Origin of the sequence: Cuneatibacter sp. NSJ-177 (assembly GCF_022867805.1) — a bacterium.
Classification (GTDB): Bacteria; Bacillota; Clostridia; order Lachnospirales; family Lachnospiraceae; genus Pseudolachnospira.
The window spans coordinates 226,794-242,906 of the sequence record NZ_JALIFO010000001.1; the positions used below are offsets into that span (position 1 = coordinate 226,794).

Annotated in this window: 14 protein-coding genes; all 14 read left to right on the forward strand. The window is 54.0% G+C overall.

From position 1 onward, the window contains the following. Positions 1-5 precede the first annotated feature (5 nt). The 14 genes from MUB23_RS00945 (at position 6) to MUB23_RS01010 (ending at position 16,028) form a co-directional block, all read left to right on the forward strand. Complete coding sequence (locus tag MUB23_RS00945) at positions 6-1,379, forward strand: MmgE/PrpD family protein (RefSeq protein WP_244799011.1); 1,374 nt, start codon at positions 6-8, stop codon at positions 1,377-1,379. Positions 1,380-1,915: 536 nt separating this feature from the next. Beyond that, complete coding sequence (locus MUB23_RS00950) at positions 1,916-3,559, forward strand: ABC transporter substrate-binding protein (RefSeq protein ID WP_244798315.1); 1,644 nt, start codon at positions 1,916-1,918, stop codon at positions 3,557-3,559. Between the two features lie 202 nt (positions 3,560-3,761). Then, complete coding sequence (locus MUB23_RS00955) at positions 3,762-4,733, forward strand: ABC transporter permease (protein WP_244798316.1); 972 nt, start codon at positions 3,762-3,764, stop codon at positions 4,731-4,733. Then, complete coding sequence (locus MUB23_RS00960) at positions 4,730-5,608, forward strand: ABC transporter permease (RefSeq protein WP_244798317.1); 879 nt, start codon at positions 4,730-4,732, stop codon at positions 5,606-5,608. The genes MUB23_RS00955 and MUB23_RS00960 overlap by 4 nt, the downstream gene beginning before the upstream one ends. 9 nt (positions 5,609-5,617) lie before the next feature. Next, entirely contained in the window at positions 5,618-6,619 is a 1,002-nt protein-coding gene (locus MUB23_RS00965) for an ABC transporter ATP-binding protein (RefSeq protein ID WP_280515589.1), read from the forward strand. Further along, on the forward strand, positions 6,616-7,587 hold the full coding sequence (locus tag MUB23_RS00970; protein ID WP_244798319.1) for an ABC transporter ATP-binding protein: 972 nt from the start codon (positions 6,616-6,618) through the stop codon (positions 7,585-7,587). The genes MUB23_RS00965 and MUB23_RS00970 overlap by 4 nt, the downstream gene beginning before the upstream one ends. A 371-nt stretch (positions 7,588-7,958) precedes the next feature. Then, positions 7,959-9,590 carry an ABC transporter substrate-binding protein gene (locus tag MUB23_RS00975; protein ID WP_244798320.1) on the forward strand — a complete coding sequence of 544 codons (1,632 nt, stop codon included), beginning with the start codon at positions 7,959-7,961 and terminating at the stop codon, positions 9,588-9,590. A 124-nt stretch (positions 9,591-9,714) separates the two neighbouring features. Continuing rightward, complete coding sequence (locus tag MUB23_RS00980; protein ID WP_244798321.1) at positions 9,715-10,683, forward strand: ABC transporter permease; 969 nt, start codon at positions 9,715-9,717, stop codon at positions 10,681-10,683. Between the two features lie 2 nt (positions 10,684-10,685). After that, on the forward strand, positions 10,686-11,567 hold the full coding sequence (locus MUB23_RS00985; protein ID WP_244798322.1) for an ABC transporter permease: 882 nt from the start codon (positions 10,686-10,688) through the stop codon (positions 11,565-11,567). Between the two features lie 12 nt (positions 11,568-11,579). Next, positions 11,580-12,566 (forward strand): ABC transporter ATP-binding protein, encoded by a 987-nt coding sequence (locus MUB23_RS00990; RefSeq protein WP_244798323.1) that lies wholly within the window; start codon positions 11,580-11,582, stop codon positions 12,564-12,566. Continuing rightward, complete coding sequence (locus MUB23_RS00995) at positions 12,563-13,528, forward strand: ABC transporter ATP-binding protein (RefSeq protein WP_244798324.1); 966 nt, start codon at positions 12,563-12,565, stop codon at positions 13,526-13,528. Before MUB23_RS00990 ends, MUB23_RS00995 begins: the two co-directional genes overlap by 4 nt. After that, on the forward strand, positions 13,528-14,943 hold the full coding sequence (locus MUB23_RS01000; RefSeq protein ID WP_244798325.1) for an MATE family efflux transporter: 1,416 nt from the start codon (positions 13,528-13,530) through the stop codon (positions 14,941-14,943). Before MUB23_RS00995 ends, MUB23_RS01000 begins: the two co-directional genes overlap by 1 nt. 98 nt (positions 14,944-15,041) lie before the next feature. Continuing rightward, positions 15,042-15,557: a hypothetical protein gene (locus MUB23_RS01005; RefSeq protein WP_244798326.1), complete on the forward strand. Its 516-nt coding sequence runs from the start codon at positions 15,042-15,044 to the stop codon at positions 15,555-15,557. 12 nt (positions 15,558-15,569) lie between these two features. Then, on the forward strand, positions 15,570-16,028 hold the full coding sequence (locus tag MUB23_RS01010; RefSeq protein ID WP_244798327.1) for a gamma-glutamylcyclotransferase: 459 nt from the start codon (positions 15,570-15,572) through the stop codon (positions 16,026-16,028). The last annotated feature ends 85 nt before the right edge of the window (positions 16,029-16,113 follow it).

A 16,113-nucleotide genomic window follows, 5' to 3' on the forward strand; every position in this document is an offset into this window, starting at 1 on the left:
TGAATATGACAGAAAAATTAGCGGACTTTGTGGTAAATCTGCGCTATGAGGAGATTCCCTCCTCCGTGATTGAGACGCAGAAAAAGTCCGTTTTAGACGCCCTGGGAATCACCTACGGCGCGTCGGGCCTGGGGGACGGCTGCCGGGAGATGGTAAAGGTTGCCGCCGAGTGCGCGGCCGGAGGCACAGGGGAAGCATCCGTGATTGGCTGGGGCCTCCGGCTTCCGGCCGTCTGGGCGGCGTTTGCCAATGCCTCCATGGCTCATTCCCTGGATTTCGGCGACACCCAGATGCACGCGGTGGTCCACTCCAATGCGTCCACATTTCCGGCGGCATTGGCCGCGGCGGAGGTACTGGGAAACGTATCGGGAAAGCAGCTCCTTACGGCCTTGGTGGCGGGCAGCGAGACGGCCTGCCGGATTGCCTTGGGGGTCCATGAGGACTTGGAGGCGAGGGGCTTTTATATGCCGCCGGTCTATACTTCTTTTGGTGCCACGGCGGCCGCAGGAAAGTTGATGGGGCTTGGCCGGGAACAGATGGTGGATGCGTTCTCCCTGAATCTGTGCCAGACGACCTGCAGTGCAGAGCTGATGAACAATTCTGAAACTGCGGTCCGTTCAATCCGGGAAGCCTTTGCCGCAAAAAACGCCTTGCTGTCGGCCAGAATGGCGGAAAATGGAGTGAGAGGCTTTGCAGATCCTTTGCAGGGAAAACTTGGCTTTTATCACGCTTACGCCGGAAAGCCGGGGGACGAGGAGAACGCCCTTTCCGGCTTGGGGAGCCGTTTTGAGGCGGGGGAACTTTATTTTAAACTGTGGCCCAGCTGCGCGGGAACCCACCCGGCGATCCGGATCTTAAAGGAAATGGCGGCGGTCCATGATATGGACTGGAACCGGATTGAGAACATCCATGTGGTGACCTCGGTCCGAAACCGGATGCTGATGGAGCCGCTAAACATCCGCCGCCGCCCGGAATCATCGATTGTGGCGAAATTCAGCATTCCTTATACCGGGGCTCTGGCCCTCCTCAACGGGACGGTTACCCTGGCGGATTTTGAGGAAAGCCGCCTGAAGGACCCTAGGGTGCTGGAACTGGCGTCGCGTTTTACCTATGAGGTCAATCCTTCCTGGGAAAAGCAGGACGGGATGAATACCGAGGTGATGGTGCGGATGGAGGATGGCGCTGTCTATCGGAAGCTTTACACGGAAAACGGTGCTTTGCAGGAGGAACCGTCCTGGGGAGAGATGGAGGAAAAATATTTCGCCTGCGCCGCCCATGCCGCGGAGCCGAAAACAAAGGAAGAGCTGGTTTCTATCGCGGATTTGGTCAGAACGCTGGAACAGCTCCCGGAGATATCGGGCTGGACGGCGCTGCTTTAAGGAAACGATTTCGAAAACAGATTCGAAACAAAACCGCTGTGGTTTTTTGGCTGGTTCCCGAAGGTTCGGGAATGATCCCGCCAAAAGATTGTGGCGGTTTTGTGTCGTCTATGAAAGTAATCGGGTTATTCTAAGATTTGGAATAAAAGTCGGAGGATACGATTTTACAGGATAAAACAGGATTTACAAATAAATTATTAGACTAAAATATAGAAAATGGTAAGAAGACAAATTTAACAACTTGGTCAAAACTCCGCAATAAATTTATGAAAATAATATTTTATAATTTCAGAAAAATATAAAAGGACTTTCCCCTGAAAAAAAAGGGTTCTTTCATTGTTACCGCAAGAAAGGACGTCTTAGGCAATAGAATGTGATCCGCGAAAGAGATACAGGGTCTGTCACTGATATACACTGATTGACGAAGAATGTCGTTCTGCAATATGAGGCGGCGGGAACCGTATCGGAAAGCGGAACTGTTTCCTATGGTTATTCGGGCGATTGTGCCCACAACATATTAAGAAAGGGGACACGATATGAAAAAAAGAAGAAGACTGGTTAGCATGCTGCTGGCGGCGCTGATGGCTTTCTCCTTGACTGGATGCGGAGGAGGCGGCGCCACGACGGCGGGCGAGACAACCGCTCCGGCCGGAACGGCGGGAGCAGGAAGCACAGAGGCGGCGGCACCTGCGAGTTCCGGCGGAGAGGCCAAAGACAGCTTGGTATTCGGAATTCCGCAGGAGCCGAAGTATCTGACGGCCGGGCGTTCCAACGGACAGATACCGAACATTCTTCAGACACAGCTCTACAACAATCTGATTGCAATCAACAGCGACGGAACGTTTTCGCCGGAGCTGGCCACTGAGTGGGAGGTGTCGGCGGACAATCTGACCTATACCTTTAAACTTCGTGACGATGTGGTGTTCCACAACGGCGAGAAGATGACCGCGGAGGACGTGGCGTTCTCTCTGGATTACCATGCCGGCAAGCTGGCGGAATATCCCGGCGGAACCCAGGCGAAATCTTTCCTCGCCTACTATGACAAAACGGAAATCATCGATGATCACACGATCGCTATCCACTATACGGATGTGTACGGCCCGACCATGTCCTGCCTGTCCGATATGATTCTCGGCATTCTGCCGAAGAAGGCATTCGAAGCGGTCGGACAGGATGAGTTCGAAAATCATCCGATCGGCACCGGACCTTATAAGTTTGTTTCCAAGGAAGCAGGCGTCAGCATCACGCTGGAATCCAATGAAGACTATTTCGGCGGCGCTCCCGCGATCAAGAACGTGGTTTTCAGCATCCGCGACGATACGGATTCGGCTGTAATCGCGCTGGAGACCGGCGAATTGGATTTCCTGACCAACATTGCCACCAGCTATAAAAGCACGGTCGAGGGCGACAGCAATTTGGCCTGGTATGAGACGGATTCTCCCGGTCAGGCCTGGGTGATGTTTAACACCGGAATCGGGACTGATGTTCCGGGCAGCAAATATTTCTCGGACGTTCGCCTGCGCCAGGCGGTCGCCTATGCGGTCAACAAGGACGATGTGGTGATCGCAGCCACCGATGGACTGGGCAAGGTGATCAATTCTCCGATTCCCGATAGTTTTGCCGGATACAGCCAGGCGCCGGATTACTATACGAGAGATCTGGAGAAGGCGAAAGCCCTGCTGGCGGAAGCCGGGTACCCCAATGGTTTTGACGTACAGGTCCGCACCATCACGACTCCCACCTATTACAAGCTGGCGGAGACTTTGATCGGACAGCTTCAGGAGATCGGAATCAATGCAACGCTGGAAGTGCTGGAGACCGGCGCGTACTGGGCTTCGGTCATGTCGGATTATGATTATGACATTGCGATCGGAAACTATACCGCGACTACGCCGGATGCCGACATTCCTCTGATGCAGCATTATTACACCGGGGCGTATCTGAATTATACGAATCACAGCATCCCGGAGCTGGATCAGCTGCTGGACCAGGCACGCGGAGAGACCGATTCCACAAAGCGCGAGGAGCTTTACTCTCAGATCGTACAGATTATTCTGGAAAAAGAATGCCTGGTTGTCCCGGTTTACTCCTTTGTCGTGACCGGCGCCGGCAGTGCGGCACTGAAGAACGTAAAAGCCAGTCCTTATGTGGATTGGAAAATTTACGAATGGTCTTGGTAGTACATACCCTCTGGGGAATTCCATCATACAGGTGCTCTGTTTGAACGGACTGCGCCCGGTGGGGGATAAGAACGAATAGGCGGGATTCCCGGTGTGCGCTGGCATTCCGGATTCCGCGGCCGCAGAGAGGAACCGGTATACGGTTAAGGACATCTTAGGGACTTCTCTGCGGCCTTTTTTCACCCGCGCTAGGAGGATTGCTATGCTGAAATATATCGGGAAACGACTTTTGATCATGATTCCAATCATTCTGGGAATCACGCTGATCGTCTTTGCTATTCTAAACTATACGCCCGGTGATCCGGCGAAACTTTTGCTGGGCTTCAATGCCACGGAGGAGTCTCTGGAGGCGGTGCGGGCCGAGTGGAGGCTGGATGACCCGTTTCTGGTCCGCTATGTCCGCTACCTGGGCGACATTCTCCACGGCGATTTCGGCACCAGCTGGCGTTACGGCACGGCCGTGACCCAGGAGCTTTCGACCCGTGTGCCGAATACACTGAAGCTGGCTGCCATGTCGGTGCTGGTCATGCTGATTTTGGGCATTCCCATGGGCATTATCTCGGCGGTCAAACAGTACAGCATCCTGGATAATCTGATGCTGTTTATCGCCCTGCTATTGACTTCCATCCCCACGTTCTGGCTGGCTCTGATGATGATGCTGAAGTTTTCTCTGGAGCTGGGATGGCTGCCGGCATCGATGCCGGCCACAGGTGTCGTGACCTGGAAACATTGGGTCCTCCCGGTCTTTATGTGCGCCGCCAACCTGACCGCTTCCCTGGTTCGGACTACCCGCTCCAACATGCTGGAAGTGATCCGGTCCGACTGCATACGCACCGCCCGCGCCAAAGGGGCTACGGAATTCCGGGTCATCGCCTATCACGCTCTGAGGAATGCGCTGATGCCGGTGGTGACTTTGGTCGGCATTAACTTTAATGTTTTGATGGGCGGAGCCGTCATCACAGAGCAGGTGTTCAGCGTATCCGGCGTTGGGAATCTGCTGATCACATCGGTCCGCACCAAGGACGCGCCGATGGCCATGGGCTGCATCATCTTCATCGCGACCACCATCGGCCTGGTGAATCTGGCCGTGGACGTCCTGTATGTGTACATCAACCCCCGTTTGAAATCTCAATATGTGAAAATGAAAAAGAGAAGGGAGGCAAAGGCGGCATGAAGGAGAAGGCGTCGAAAAATAAGTATAAAAAACGCAGCCAGATCTATTCTGTGTGGCTTCGCTTCCGAAGAAATAAAATGGCTGTGGCAGGCTTGATTCTGCTCTGCATTTTGTTGATCCTTGCGGTCTGCGCGCCTTTTATTGCGGACTATGAGCAGGTGATCAAGCAGGATCTGACCCAGAGGTTTATCAAACCCGGAGCAGAGCACTGGTTCGGCACCGACGCCTACGGGCGGGATATGTTTGCCCGCGTGGTCTGGGGGGCCCGGTATTCCCTCAGCATCGGGATCGGAGCCATTCTGATTTCCCTGACCATCGGCTCCGTGATCGGTTCCATCGCCGGTTTTTACGGCGGAAAAATTGATTCCGTGATCATGCGGATCATCGATGTGATCATGGCGATCCCCGGAACTTTGATGGCTATCACGATCGTGGCGGCTCTGGGCGCCGGTACCACCAAGCTTTTGATTGCCATGAGTATCTCCCAGATCCCGACGTTCTCCCGTGTGGTCCGCTCCATCATTATGGGAATCCGGGAAGAAGAGTATGTGGAGGCGGCCCGTTCCTACGGTTCCCGCGACCGGAGACTGATCATGAAACAGATCTGGCCCAATTCCCTGGGGCCCTTGATTGTGCAGGCCAGCCTTTCGATGGCCCAGGCAGTCCTGACGATTTCCTCACTGAGTTTTATCGGGCTTGGTATTCCGGCTCCGACGCCGGAGTGGGGAACCATTCTTTCCGAGAACAAGACGAATATGCGGCTGTATCCGTATCTCTGTACGATTCCCGGTATTGCCATCCTGCTTTCGGTTATTGCAATGAATCTGATCGGCGACGGCCTGCGGGACGCTCTGGATCCGAAGCTGAAGAATTAGGAAAGGAGAATGCCGAACATGGAAGAGTTTTTAACAATACAGGATTTGCATGTGTCCTATCATACCGCTGATGAGACGGTCTATGCGGTCAACGGCCTGAACCTTTCCGTGAAAAAAGGAGAGACTTTGGGGCTGGTCGGCGAGACCGGCGCCGGAAAGACAACGACGGCGCTCAGCATTCTGCGGCTGTTGCCGTTTAAATTCGGCTCCATCGATAAGGGAAGCATTTTATTGGACGGGATGGATCTTACAAAAGTGTCCGAGAAAGAAATGCGGAAGATTCGCGGAGATAAGATATCCATGATCTTCCAGGATCCAATGACCAGCCTGAACAGCACCATCAAGATCGGAAAGCAGATCGAGGAAGTGCTGAAAATCCACCGCAAGGATCTGGGGAAAAAGGAAGTCATCGAGCGGGTGGACACCCTTTTGAAACTGGTGGGAATCAGTCTGGAGAGGAAGGAAGATTATCCCCATCAGCTCTCCGGCGGCATGAAGCAGCGGGTTGTGATCGCGATTGCCCTGGCCTGTGAGCCGAAGCTGCTCCTCGCCGACGAGCCGACCACGGCTCTCGACGTGACGATCCAGGCTCAGGTGCTGAATATGATGCGGGAGCTGAAGAACAAATTGAACACGGCCATGATTTTGATTACCCATGATCTGGGCGTGGTGGCCGAGAACTGCGACAGCGTTGCGATTATGTATGCGGGGGAGATCGTGGAGAGCGGAGCTGTGGAAGAGATCTTTGAAGGGACGGAACATCATCCCTACACGGTCGGACTGTTTGGCTCCATCCCGGATATGAGCAAAAAGACCCGCCGCCTGTCCCCGATCAACGGAATGATGCCGAATCCGGCGGATCTTCCGCCCGGATGCCCTTTCTGGCCCCGCTGTCCGAAGGCCAAAGATATCTGTAAGCAGCAGAAACCGAATGAAGTACGGCAGGGAAGCCATATGATCAAATGCCATCTGTATCAGGATGCGAAAGGCGGAGAGGAGGCAGGCAAATGAGAGAAATTCTAATCGAGGCCAAGAGCTTGAAAAAATACTTCCAGACCGCCCGCGGCAACCTCCACGCCGTCGACGATGTGGATCTGACCATCGCAAAAGGAAGCACTTTGGGGGTCGTCGGGGAATCCGGCTGCGGCAAATCCACGTTGGGCCGGACCATCCTGAATTTGATCCCGGCCACCTCCGGCGAGGTGCTGTTTCACGGAAAAAATATCTTGGACCCGAAGGAGCCGGAGCGGCAGCAGATGCGGAAAAAGATGCAGATGATTTTTCAGGATCCCTATGCGTCCCTTAATCCGAGGATGAGCGTCAGTGAAATCATCGCGGATCCGATCCTCGTCAATGAGCCGAAGATTCCCCGGTCCGAAGTCAACGAAAGAGTGGAAAAATTAATGGCTACGGTGGGCCTGGCAAAACGGATGATCAACGCCTACCCCCACGAGTTGGACGGGGGCCGCCGCCAGAGAATCGGAGTGGCCCGCGCGCTGGCTCTGAATCCGGAATTTATTGTCTGTGACGAGCCGGTATCCGCCCTGGATGTTTCGATTCAAGCCCAGATTTTAAATCTTCTGATGGATTTGCAGGAGGAGCATGGATACACTTATATGTTTATCACCCATGATCTCAGCGTGGTGAAGCATATCAGCAATGAAATCGCGGTGATGTATCTGGGACAGTGCGTGGAGCGGGCGCCGTCGGATGAACTTTTTGAGCATCCGCTGCATCCCTACACCAAAGCACTGTTGGATGCGATCCCGGTGGCCAGCCTGAAAAACCGAAATAAAGATCGGACCATCATCGAGGGAGAGGTGACAAGCCCGATCGATCCCAAGCCGGGCTGCCGTTTTGCGGCGCGATGTCCCTATGCTTCCGGCCGCTGCGCCGGCGAAGCCATTCCCTTAAAGGAAGTGGCGCCCGGACATCATGTGGCCTGCGTTCTGCATGAGGGGACCGAGAAGGAGTTGTGAACCTTAAAAGGTGGGAATTCGGAGAAAACCGCCCAGAATAAGGCGGCTCTTTCCACGAATTCCCCCTATAAAAATTTCTTTTCAACGGCAAGTATCGCTTGCCTTCTTTTTCATGTCTATAATTGTTGAGATTCCTTAGATTATTCGGATAAAAATAGATAAAAACAGGAATAGACAAAATTCACAACTCTGTCAAAACTCCGCAATAAATTTATGAAAACAATGTACTAGAATTTCAGATATAAGGAAAAGGAAAACAAAGCTGGAAGACAGTTTAGACTGCGTTCTTGTCAAATTACTTGGGATTCACTTGCTATTTTTATCAAACAGGGGAGGAACACTCAAAATAATCTTCAGAAAGGGGACACATTATGAAGAAATGCAGGAAACTCATGAGCATGCTGCTCGCTGCGGTGATGGTGCTTTCGATGGCCGGCTGCGGAGGCGGTGAAACGAATGCAACGGCGGCTGCCACCGGCGGCGGGGGAGGAGCAACTTCGGGAGAAACCTCAGGAGGCCAGACAGCAAGCGGGAAGACGGATCTGGTCGTCGGCATCACCAGAGGCATCACCAGTATCTGGCCCGGCGGCGAGAACGATCAGGGAACCATTATCATGAACAACCAGTTTTACAACCGTCTGCTGAAAAAGAACTATACTACCGGCGAACTGGAGCCGGAGCTGGCGAAAAGCTGGACCGTGTCGGATGATAAGCTGACCTACACCTTTGAGCTGAGAGATGACGTCTATTTCCACAACGGAGATAAACTGACGGCTGAGGATGTCGTTTGGACCATGAACGAATGGCACAAGAACGAGACCTACACCAAGGATTATCTGGTCTTCTTTGATCATGCGGAAGCCAAAGGAGACACCACGGTTATCATGCACTACACCGATGTCTACGCGGCTGCTCTGGAATCCCTTTCCTTTACTCTGATGGGGATTCTCGACAAGTCCTACGTCCTGGAGAAAATGGGAGACAAGTGGGACAGCAGCGGCAACGCCCAGAGCCGCGATGTGTACGGTGACATCGAGCCCAACGGCACCGGCCCCTTCCAGTTTGTGGAGAAGGTCAGCGGCGAGAGCTACACGATGGCCGCCAATGAGAAGTATTTTGAAGGCAAACCTGCTTTCGACAAAGTTACCGTAAAGATTATGAGTGATGCCAACGCCGCTTTGGTGGCGCTGGAAGCCGGCGAGATTGACGCTCTGTCCCACGCCCCTTCGAGCGACAAGATGGCCATTGAGAACAATGAAGATCTGGTTTGGTATGAGAACGCCGATACCCCTTATCTGATTTGGCTGATGTTAAACGAAGCCGACGAGCACCTGCAGAACCCGAAGGTGCGCCAGGCAATCGCCTATGCTCTGAACAAGGAAGAGATCGCCATCGCCACCACCGACGGCGTCGGCCAAGTGCTTCATTCCCCGATTCCGGAGTCGGCTGTCGGATATGCCGCGCCCCCGGCGGATTATGAGATGGATCTGGAGAAGGCGAAAGCCCTGCTGGCGGAAGCCGGATATCCGGATGGTTTCTCCATCGAGATGAAGACCACCAGTTCTAATACATACAAAAAACCGAGTACGGTGATCCAGGCTCAGCTGGCAAAGATCGGCATCCAGGTCACTGTGACGGAAGTAGATACCTACTGGTCCGACGTTGCGGCCCATGATTTCTCCCTGGGCGTGATGAATCTCTGCATTTATGTTCCCGATGCGGATCAGGCTTTGTACCCTCTGTACTACACCAATCAGAAGAGAAATTACGTAAACATCAGCATTCCGGAACTGGATTCGCTGCTGGATCAGGGCCGCGGAGAGACCGATCTGACAAAGAGATCTGAGATCTATTCCAAGGCGCAGCAGATTTTCCACGATGAAGTTTTCATGATTCCTCTGTGCAACTATGCGGCGATCATTGCAGCGAACAAGAATCTGAAGAACGTGGAAGCCAGCCCTGTATTTGCCTGGAACATCAGTGAATGGACTTGGGAAGAATAAGGCCAGGTAGTTTGTAAGCTTAGAAGGCACACCGTCCGGATGACTCCCCTGGAATTTGGACGGTGTGCTTTTCACTGAAACCAGCTTACAAAACCGATTCGATTGAAGAAAGATAGGTGGAAGAATGCTAAAATACATTGTCAAAAGACTTCTGATTCTGATTCCGATTGTGTTCGGAATTTCCTTCATCGTTTTTGCCATTCTGTCCTTCACGCCGGGCGACCCGGTTATGAATATCCTCGGAAACGGCGCGGACGCCCAGGCATATGAAGCCAAACGGGAAGAATTGGGACTGAATGATCCATTCCTAACCAGATACTTCAATTATATCAAAGGAGTCCTCACCGGCGACCTGGGCCAGTCCTGGAATTACAATACGCCGGTCAGCGCAGAGCTGGCCCGGACGATTCCAAAGACGCTGATGATGGCGGTGCTCTCGGTGGGCTTGATGTTGCTTTTGGGGCTCCCCATCGGTATCATATCGGCGGTGAAGCAGTACAGCATCTGGGATAATCTCAGCACGGCGGCGATGCTGATTCTAACCTCCATGCCGCTGTTCTGGCTGGGCCTGATGCTATTGCAGAAGTTCGCCCTGGACCTCAAATGGTTTCCCGCCACCTTCCCGACCGACGGGATGGGAACCTGGAAACACTGGGTGCTGCCGGCGGTGACCTGCATGGCCAGCATGATGGCCTCCCTGGTCCGCACCACACGCTCCACCATGCTGGAAGTGATCCGTTCCGATTATATTAGGACCGCCCGCGCCAAGGGAGCCACGGAGAAGCGGGTCGTCATGAAACACGCGCTGCGGAATGCACTGCTGCCGGTCGTCACTCTGGTCGGCCTGAACTTCGGCCTGCTGATGGGCGGCGCTCTGGTCACGGAAACCGTCTTTGGAATCTACGGCGTCGGCTATCTGCTGGTCAATGCGGTGAAGAGCCGGGACGTCCCTTTGGTCATGGGATCCATCCTGTTCGTAGCGACCTGTATCGGTGTGGTGAACCTGTTGGTGGATGTCCTTTATGCCTACATTGACCCCCGTCTTCGCTCTCAGTATGTCACGCCGAAGAAGATCAAAGGAGAGGAGGAATAAAGATGGCAGCAAAAACCGCTTCAACCGATACGGTAAAAAAGAGAAGCCAGATCAAAGCCATCTGGTTCCGCTATAAAAAGAACAAACTGGCTGTGGCCGGATTGATTTTGCTGGTGGTATTGATTCTGGTCGCAATCTGTGCTCCCTTGATTGTTCCTTACGAGAAGGTGGTGGAACAGAATCTGATGGAGCGTCTGGCTCCGATGAGCGGTGCGCACTGGTTTGGAACCGATGAGTACGGCCGCGACATGTTTGCCCGCATCATCTGGGGCGCCCGGTATTCCCTGGCCCTCGGCGTCGGATCCATCATCATCTCCCTGATTTTCGGAGCGCTGATTGGCGCGGTCTGCGGCTATGTCGGAGGAAAGCTGGATAATATTGTGATGCGGTTGATGGACGTGCTGCTGGCGATTCCCCAGATTTTGATGGCAATCTGTATCGTGGCCGCGCTGGGACAGGGAGCATTCAACCTGCTGATCGCCATGAGTGCTTCCACGGTGCCGAAATTTGTCCGGATTGTCCGCTCCTCCGTGCTTTCCCTGAAACAGGAGGAATACATAGAGGCGGCCAGAGCCTGCGGCACCGGCGACGGCCGGATCATTTACCGCCATGTGCTTCCCAACGTAATGGGGCCGATCATTGTCCAGGCAACGATTACCATGGCGATGACGATCTTGGCCATTTCCTCCCTGAGCTTTATCGGGTTGGGCGTACCGACTCCACAGCCGGAGTGGGGCACGATCCTTTCCGAGAATAAGAGCCAGATGCGGTACTATCCTTACCTGTGTACGATTCCCGGTATTGCGATTCTGGTTTCGGTTATCGCCATGAACCTGATCGGCGATGGCCTTCGGGACGCGCTGGATCCGAAGTTGAAGAACTAAGGGGGGAATAAAATGAGTGAGAAATTGTTGGAGATCGAAGACCTCCATGTGAGATATCGGACCGACGAGGCGGAGGTTTATGCGGTGAACGGCTTGTCCTTGAGCATGAATAAAGGCGAGACCCTAGGGCTGGTCGGCGAGACCGGAGCGGGGAAAACCACCACCGCCCTCAGTATTTTGAAACTTTTGCCCTCCAAGGTGGGAGAGATTACCAAGGGCAGCATCAAGCTGGACGGCAAAGAGCTGACCAAGGCATCCGAGCCGGAGATGCGCCGGATCCGCGGCGCGGACATCTCCATGATCTTTCAGGATCCAATGACCAGCCTGAACCCGGTGATCCGGATCGGCGATCAGATCGCCGAGGTTTTGGAGCTTCACAGCAAGGATACCAACCGGGCCCATATTGATAAGCGGGTGGATGAGATCCTGAAGCTGGTCGGCATCAGCAAGGACCGGAAGAGTGACTTTCCGCACCAGTTCTCCGGCGGGATGAAACAGCGTGTGGTGATCGCCATCGGCCTTGCCTGTGAACCGCGCCTTCTCCTGGCCGACGAGCCGACCACGGCGTTAGATGTGACGATTCAGGCGCAGGTTCTGGAAATGATGAAAGAATTGAAGGAAAAACTGAACACGGCGATGATATTGATCACCCATGATCTGGGCGTCGTGGCCCAGACCTGCGACCGGGTGGCAATCATGTACGCCGGACGGATCATCGAGATCGGAGCGATCAAAGATATCTTTGAGGGGGAGAATCATCATCCGTATACGGTGGGCCTGTTCGGCTCGATCCCGGATCTGACCAAGGAGACAAACCGCCTCAGCCCGATCCCAGGTATGATGCCGGACCCCACGAAAAAGATTCCCGGCTGTGCGTTTGCGGACCGGTGTAAATACTGCATGGATCGGTGCCGGGAAGAAGAACCGGAAGAATACGTGGTTGGCACCCATATGATCCGCTGCAACCGTTTTGGTGCGGGAAAGGAGGCAGAAGCATGAGCCCGACTGGAAGTGTACCGTTGATTCAGGTGAAGAATCTGAAAAAATATTTCCGCACGCCGAAAGGCGCTCTCCATGCAGTGGACGACGTCAGCTTCCTGATCAAACAGGGGCGTACCCTGGGGGTGGTCGGCGAATCCGGCTGCGGGAAATCCACTCTGGGGCGCACGATTCTCCGGCTGACCGAGGCGACTTCCGGCGAGGTGATTTACGGCGGAGAGGACCTGCTGAAATTTAACAAGCATCAGATGAAAGAGATGCGAAAGAGGATGCAGATCATCTTTCAGGATCCCTACGCCTCCCTGAATCCCCGGATGACCGTCAGTGAAATTATTGCCGAACCGATCAAGGTCTGCCGGACGCTGACGGATAAAAACGAAATCAACAACAAGGTGAACGAGCTGATGAAAACGGTCGGCCTGGCCGAGCGGTTTGTCAACACCTATCCCCACGAGCTGGACGGAGGACGCCGCCAGAGAATCGGCGTGGCCAGAGCGCTGGCCACGGATCCGGAGTTTATCGTGTGCGACGAGCCGGTATCCGCTCTGGACGTCTCGATTCAGGCACAGATTTTGAACCTGATGATGGATTTGCAGGAAGAGAGAAAACTGACCTATATGTTCATCACTCACGATCTCAGCGTGGTGAAACATATCAGCGACGATATTGCCGTGATGTATCTGGGACAGTGCGTGGAAAAAGCAACGTCGAAAGAACTGTTCCGGAATCCGAAACATCCCTATACACAGGCGCTTTTGGATGCGATCCCGCTTCCGAGCTTAAAGGAAGAGGATAAGCTGAAAAAGGTGATCAAGGGCGAGGTGTCGAGTCCCATCAACCCGAAGCCCGGCTGCCGGTTCTCCGTCCGCTGTCCCCATGCGAAAAAAGAATGCCGGGAACGCAATGTTCCCCTGGTGGATCAGGGGGACGGCCACTGCGTGGCCTGTGTGCTGTATCAATAATGAAGAAGGCCGAGAAAAAGGATTCTTATTTTATCACCTTGTGTCTCCTGGCCTGGCCGGCGATCTTAGAGCAGCTTTTGCTGACTGCGGTGAATTACGTGGACACGGCTATGGTGGGAAGTCTGGGATATCAGGCGACGGCGGCGGTTGCGATCAATATTCCGGTCACCTGGGTCATCAACGGCCTGGTGATGGGGGTATCCACCGGATACTCGGTTCAGGCGGCCTATGGGGTAGGCGCCAAAGACAAGGAAAGGACCCGGCTGGTGATTCGTCAGGCTGTGACGGGTGTGCTGGCTGTGGGCGGTGTCTTTACCGTGGTGGGAACCTCGCTTTCTTCCGTGATTCCATCCCTCCTCGGGGGCGCGGAGGAAATCCTGCCGGATGCCTGCGGCTACTTGAGAGTCTATATGCTTTCCCAGATTTTTGTGGTGGGGACGGCAGTTTTTTCTGCCATCCACCGGTGCATGGGGAATACCAAATTCCCGCTCTGGGTCAATGTAGGCGCCAACTTGATGAATGTGATCCTGAATTTCTTTTTCATATTTGAAACCCGGTCTGCCGTGTTCCTGGGAAGAACCATCGTGATTCCCGGCGCGGGGCTGGGAGTGACAGGAGCTTCGCTTGCCACGGGAATTTCCCTGGCAGCGTCCTGCCTGATCCTGGCCGGCGGCCTGTTTTTCCAGAAAGACGGTTATGCGGTCCATGGGAACGAATCATTCCGGCCCAATAAAACCGTGGTGCGGGAGGCAGTCCATCTGGGACTTCCTCTGGCGCTGGAACGGCTGGCCATGAGCAGCGGCCAGCTGGTAATGACGCGGGTGGTGGCCGGATTGGGGACCGTTTCCCTTGCGGCCAACCAGATCAGCGTGACCGCCGAATCCCTTTGTTACCTTCCTGCCCACGGGATTTCCTATGCGGCGACGGCGTTGGTCGGCCAGTCGGTGGGGGCGGAGGAGGAGGAAAGCGCGCTTTCCTATGGGAAGGTGGCGGTGGCGGTTGGATTTTTATTTTCCTGCCTGACCGCGGCGGCTATCTTTGCCGGAGCCGGACTGCTCTCCGGGCTGTTTACCGACAGCGAGGAGACGGCGCGCCTGGCGGCAAAGATGCTGCGGATCGTAGCCGTGTCGGAACCGTTCCTCTGCGCTTACCTGGTGTCGTCGGGCGTTCTGCGCGGGGCCGGAGATGTCCGGTATCCCACATACGTCAGCCTGATTGGAATGTGGCTGATCCGCATACCGGTGGCGCCGGTCCTGGCTTTCCCGCTCTCGATGGGACTGACCGGAGTTTGGCTGGGCATGGCGATGGATCAGGTGGTGAAAGGACTTCTCTGTCTGAACCGAGTGAAAAAAGGGCGCTGGGTGCACCCAGTTGTAATTTCACAAAACGGACAAAAGTCCGTTATAAAAAACTAACAACAAAGCGATATCATAAAAGTAACAAAAATTCAGAGTGATAAATCACAAAGAAGATTAGTAACTTTGACTTTGTATTAAAAAAGGAGGAAACGCAGATGCAAGAAACAACCTACTACTTTGGATGGTGTACGTGGATGAATTCCGACGAGCTGCACCGGTATTGGCCTGAAGCGAAGATCATTCAGAAGGGCTACGCAACCAATTACAGCGTGAAATGGATGGATGCCAGCAAACGCGGCGACCGCGGCTGGTGCCATCTGGACAACGATGTGGACTCCTGGGGCGAAGTCTGCGAAGGAATCATTTGTGAAGTGCCTGCCAAGTATTATGGAGAGCAGTTCGACGATTTCTGCTGCCCGGCACTTACGGTGCGCGGCGAGGATGGAACCTACTACAACTGCTGGACCTACACCCTCAGCGATCCCGGACAGCCGATGAAGGCTCCGTACTTTTACTGGGATAACTGCGTGGCTGGTCTGAATGAGCAGGAATTCGGCTATGAATACATGAAAAAGTACCTGGAAACCTACACGGATGCGCCGGATGGCCCTAGAATGGACCGCCCGAACCCGAATCCGGGAAGACCTGGAAAATCCGCGGCTGAGAGATAGGAGGAGAATACGATGGCACGTTTAAATTATCTGTTTATTTACTGTGAATGGCTGGACTCCGCACTGGTGAAGAAATTTATGCCGGACGCCGAATTTATCACCACGGCGACCTGCGAAGATCACAAAGTACGCTTTGTGTCCTATGAGGACGATAAGGGAAATCCCTTCGGCGGCGGCTGCTGTCTGACCAAGGCTCCGGGCGAGCTGCTTTATGGCACGGTCTGGAAAGTGGCGGAAGAGGATCTGTTGAATCTGGATCAGCTGGTGAATATTGCGGAAGGCCGCTATACGAGAGAATACCGTGCTGTGATGGGAAGCAACGGCAAGCCTTATGCGACAGTTTCCCATTCGATCAAGCATCCGACCGGCGATTCCAAGCCGAGCGAGGCTTATATCGGACATATGTTGGCCGGAGCAAAAGAATTCCAGTTCCCGGAAGAGTACATCAAAAAGCTGGAAGCGCTGAAATAAGAGCGGATGCAGCGGATCCGTTCCGTTTGAAATGATCTTTGGGAGAGATCGGAATGAGCCTGGGAGGGGGTTGTTGCAAAAAGGT

What these genes read in the sequence shown, in the direction of transcription:
- MUB23_RS00945 (WP_244799011.1), top strand. Translation starts at nt 6, where the DNA reads ATGACAGAAAAATTAGCGGACTTTGTGGTAAATCTGCGCTATGAGGAG.
- MUB23_RS00950 (WP_244798315.1), top strand. Translation starts at nt 1,916, where the DNA reads ATGAAAAAAAGAAGAAGACTGGTTAGCATGCTGCTGGCGGCGCTGATG.
- MUB23_RS00970 (WP_244798319.1), top strand. Translation starts at nt 6,616, where the DNA reads ATGAGAGAAATTCTAATCGAGGCCAAGAGCTTGAAAAAATACTTCCAG.
- MUB23_RS01005 (WP_244798326.1), top strand. Translation starts at nt 15,042, where the DNA reads ATGCAAGAAACAACCTACTACTTTGGATGGTGTACGTGGATGAATTCC.
- MUB23_RS00980 (WP_244798321.1), top strand. Translation starts at nt 9,715, where the DNA reads ATGCTAAAATACATTGTCAAAAGACTTCTGATTCTGATTCCGATTGTG.
- MUB23_RS00965 (WP_280515589.1), top strand. Translation starts at nt 5,618, where the DNA reads ATGCCGAACATGGAAGAGTTTTTAACAATACAGGATTTGCATGTGTCC.
- MUB23_RS00955 (WP_244798316.1), top strand. Translation starts at nt 3,762, where the DNA reads ATGCTGAAATATATCGGGAAACGACTTTTGATCATGATTCCAATCATT.
- MUB23_RS00960 (WP_244798317.1), top strand. Translation starts at nt 4,730, where the DNA reads ATGAAGGAGAAGGCGTCGAAAAATAAGTATAAAAAACGCAGCCAGATC.
- MUB23_RS00990 (WP_244798323.1), top strand. Translation starts at nt 11,580, where the DNA reads ATGAGTGAGAAATTGTTGGAGATCGAAGACCTCCATGTGAGATATCGG.
- MUB23_RS00975 (WP_244798320.1), top strand. Translation starts at nt 7,959, where the DNA reads ATGAAGAAATGCAGGAAACTCATGAGCATGCTGCTCGCTGCGGTGATG.
- MUB23_RS00985 (WP_244798322.1), top strand. Translation starts at nt 10,686, where the DNA reads ATGGCAGCAAAAACCGCTTCAACCGATACGGTAAAAAAGAGAAGCCAG.
- MUB23_RS01010 (WP_244798327.1), top strand. Translation starts at nt 15,570, where the DNA reads ATGGCACGTTTAAATTATCTGTTTATTTACTGTGAATGGCTGGACTCC.
- MUB23_RS00995 (WP_244798324.1), top strand. Translation starts at nt 12,563, where the DNA reads ATGAGCCCGACTGGAAGTGTACCGTTGATTCAGGTGAAGAATCTGAAA.
- MUB23_RS01000 (WP_244798325.1), top strand. Translation starts at nt 13,528, where the DNA reads ATGAAGAAGGCCGAGAAAAAGGATTCTTATTTTATCACCTTGTGTCTC.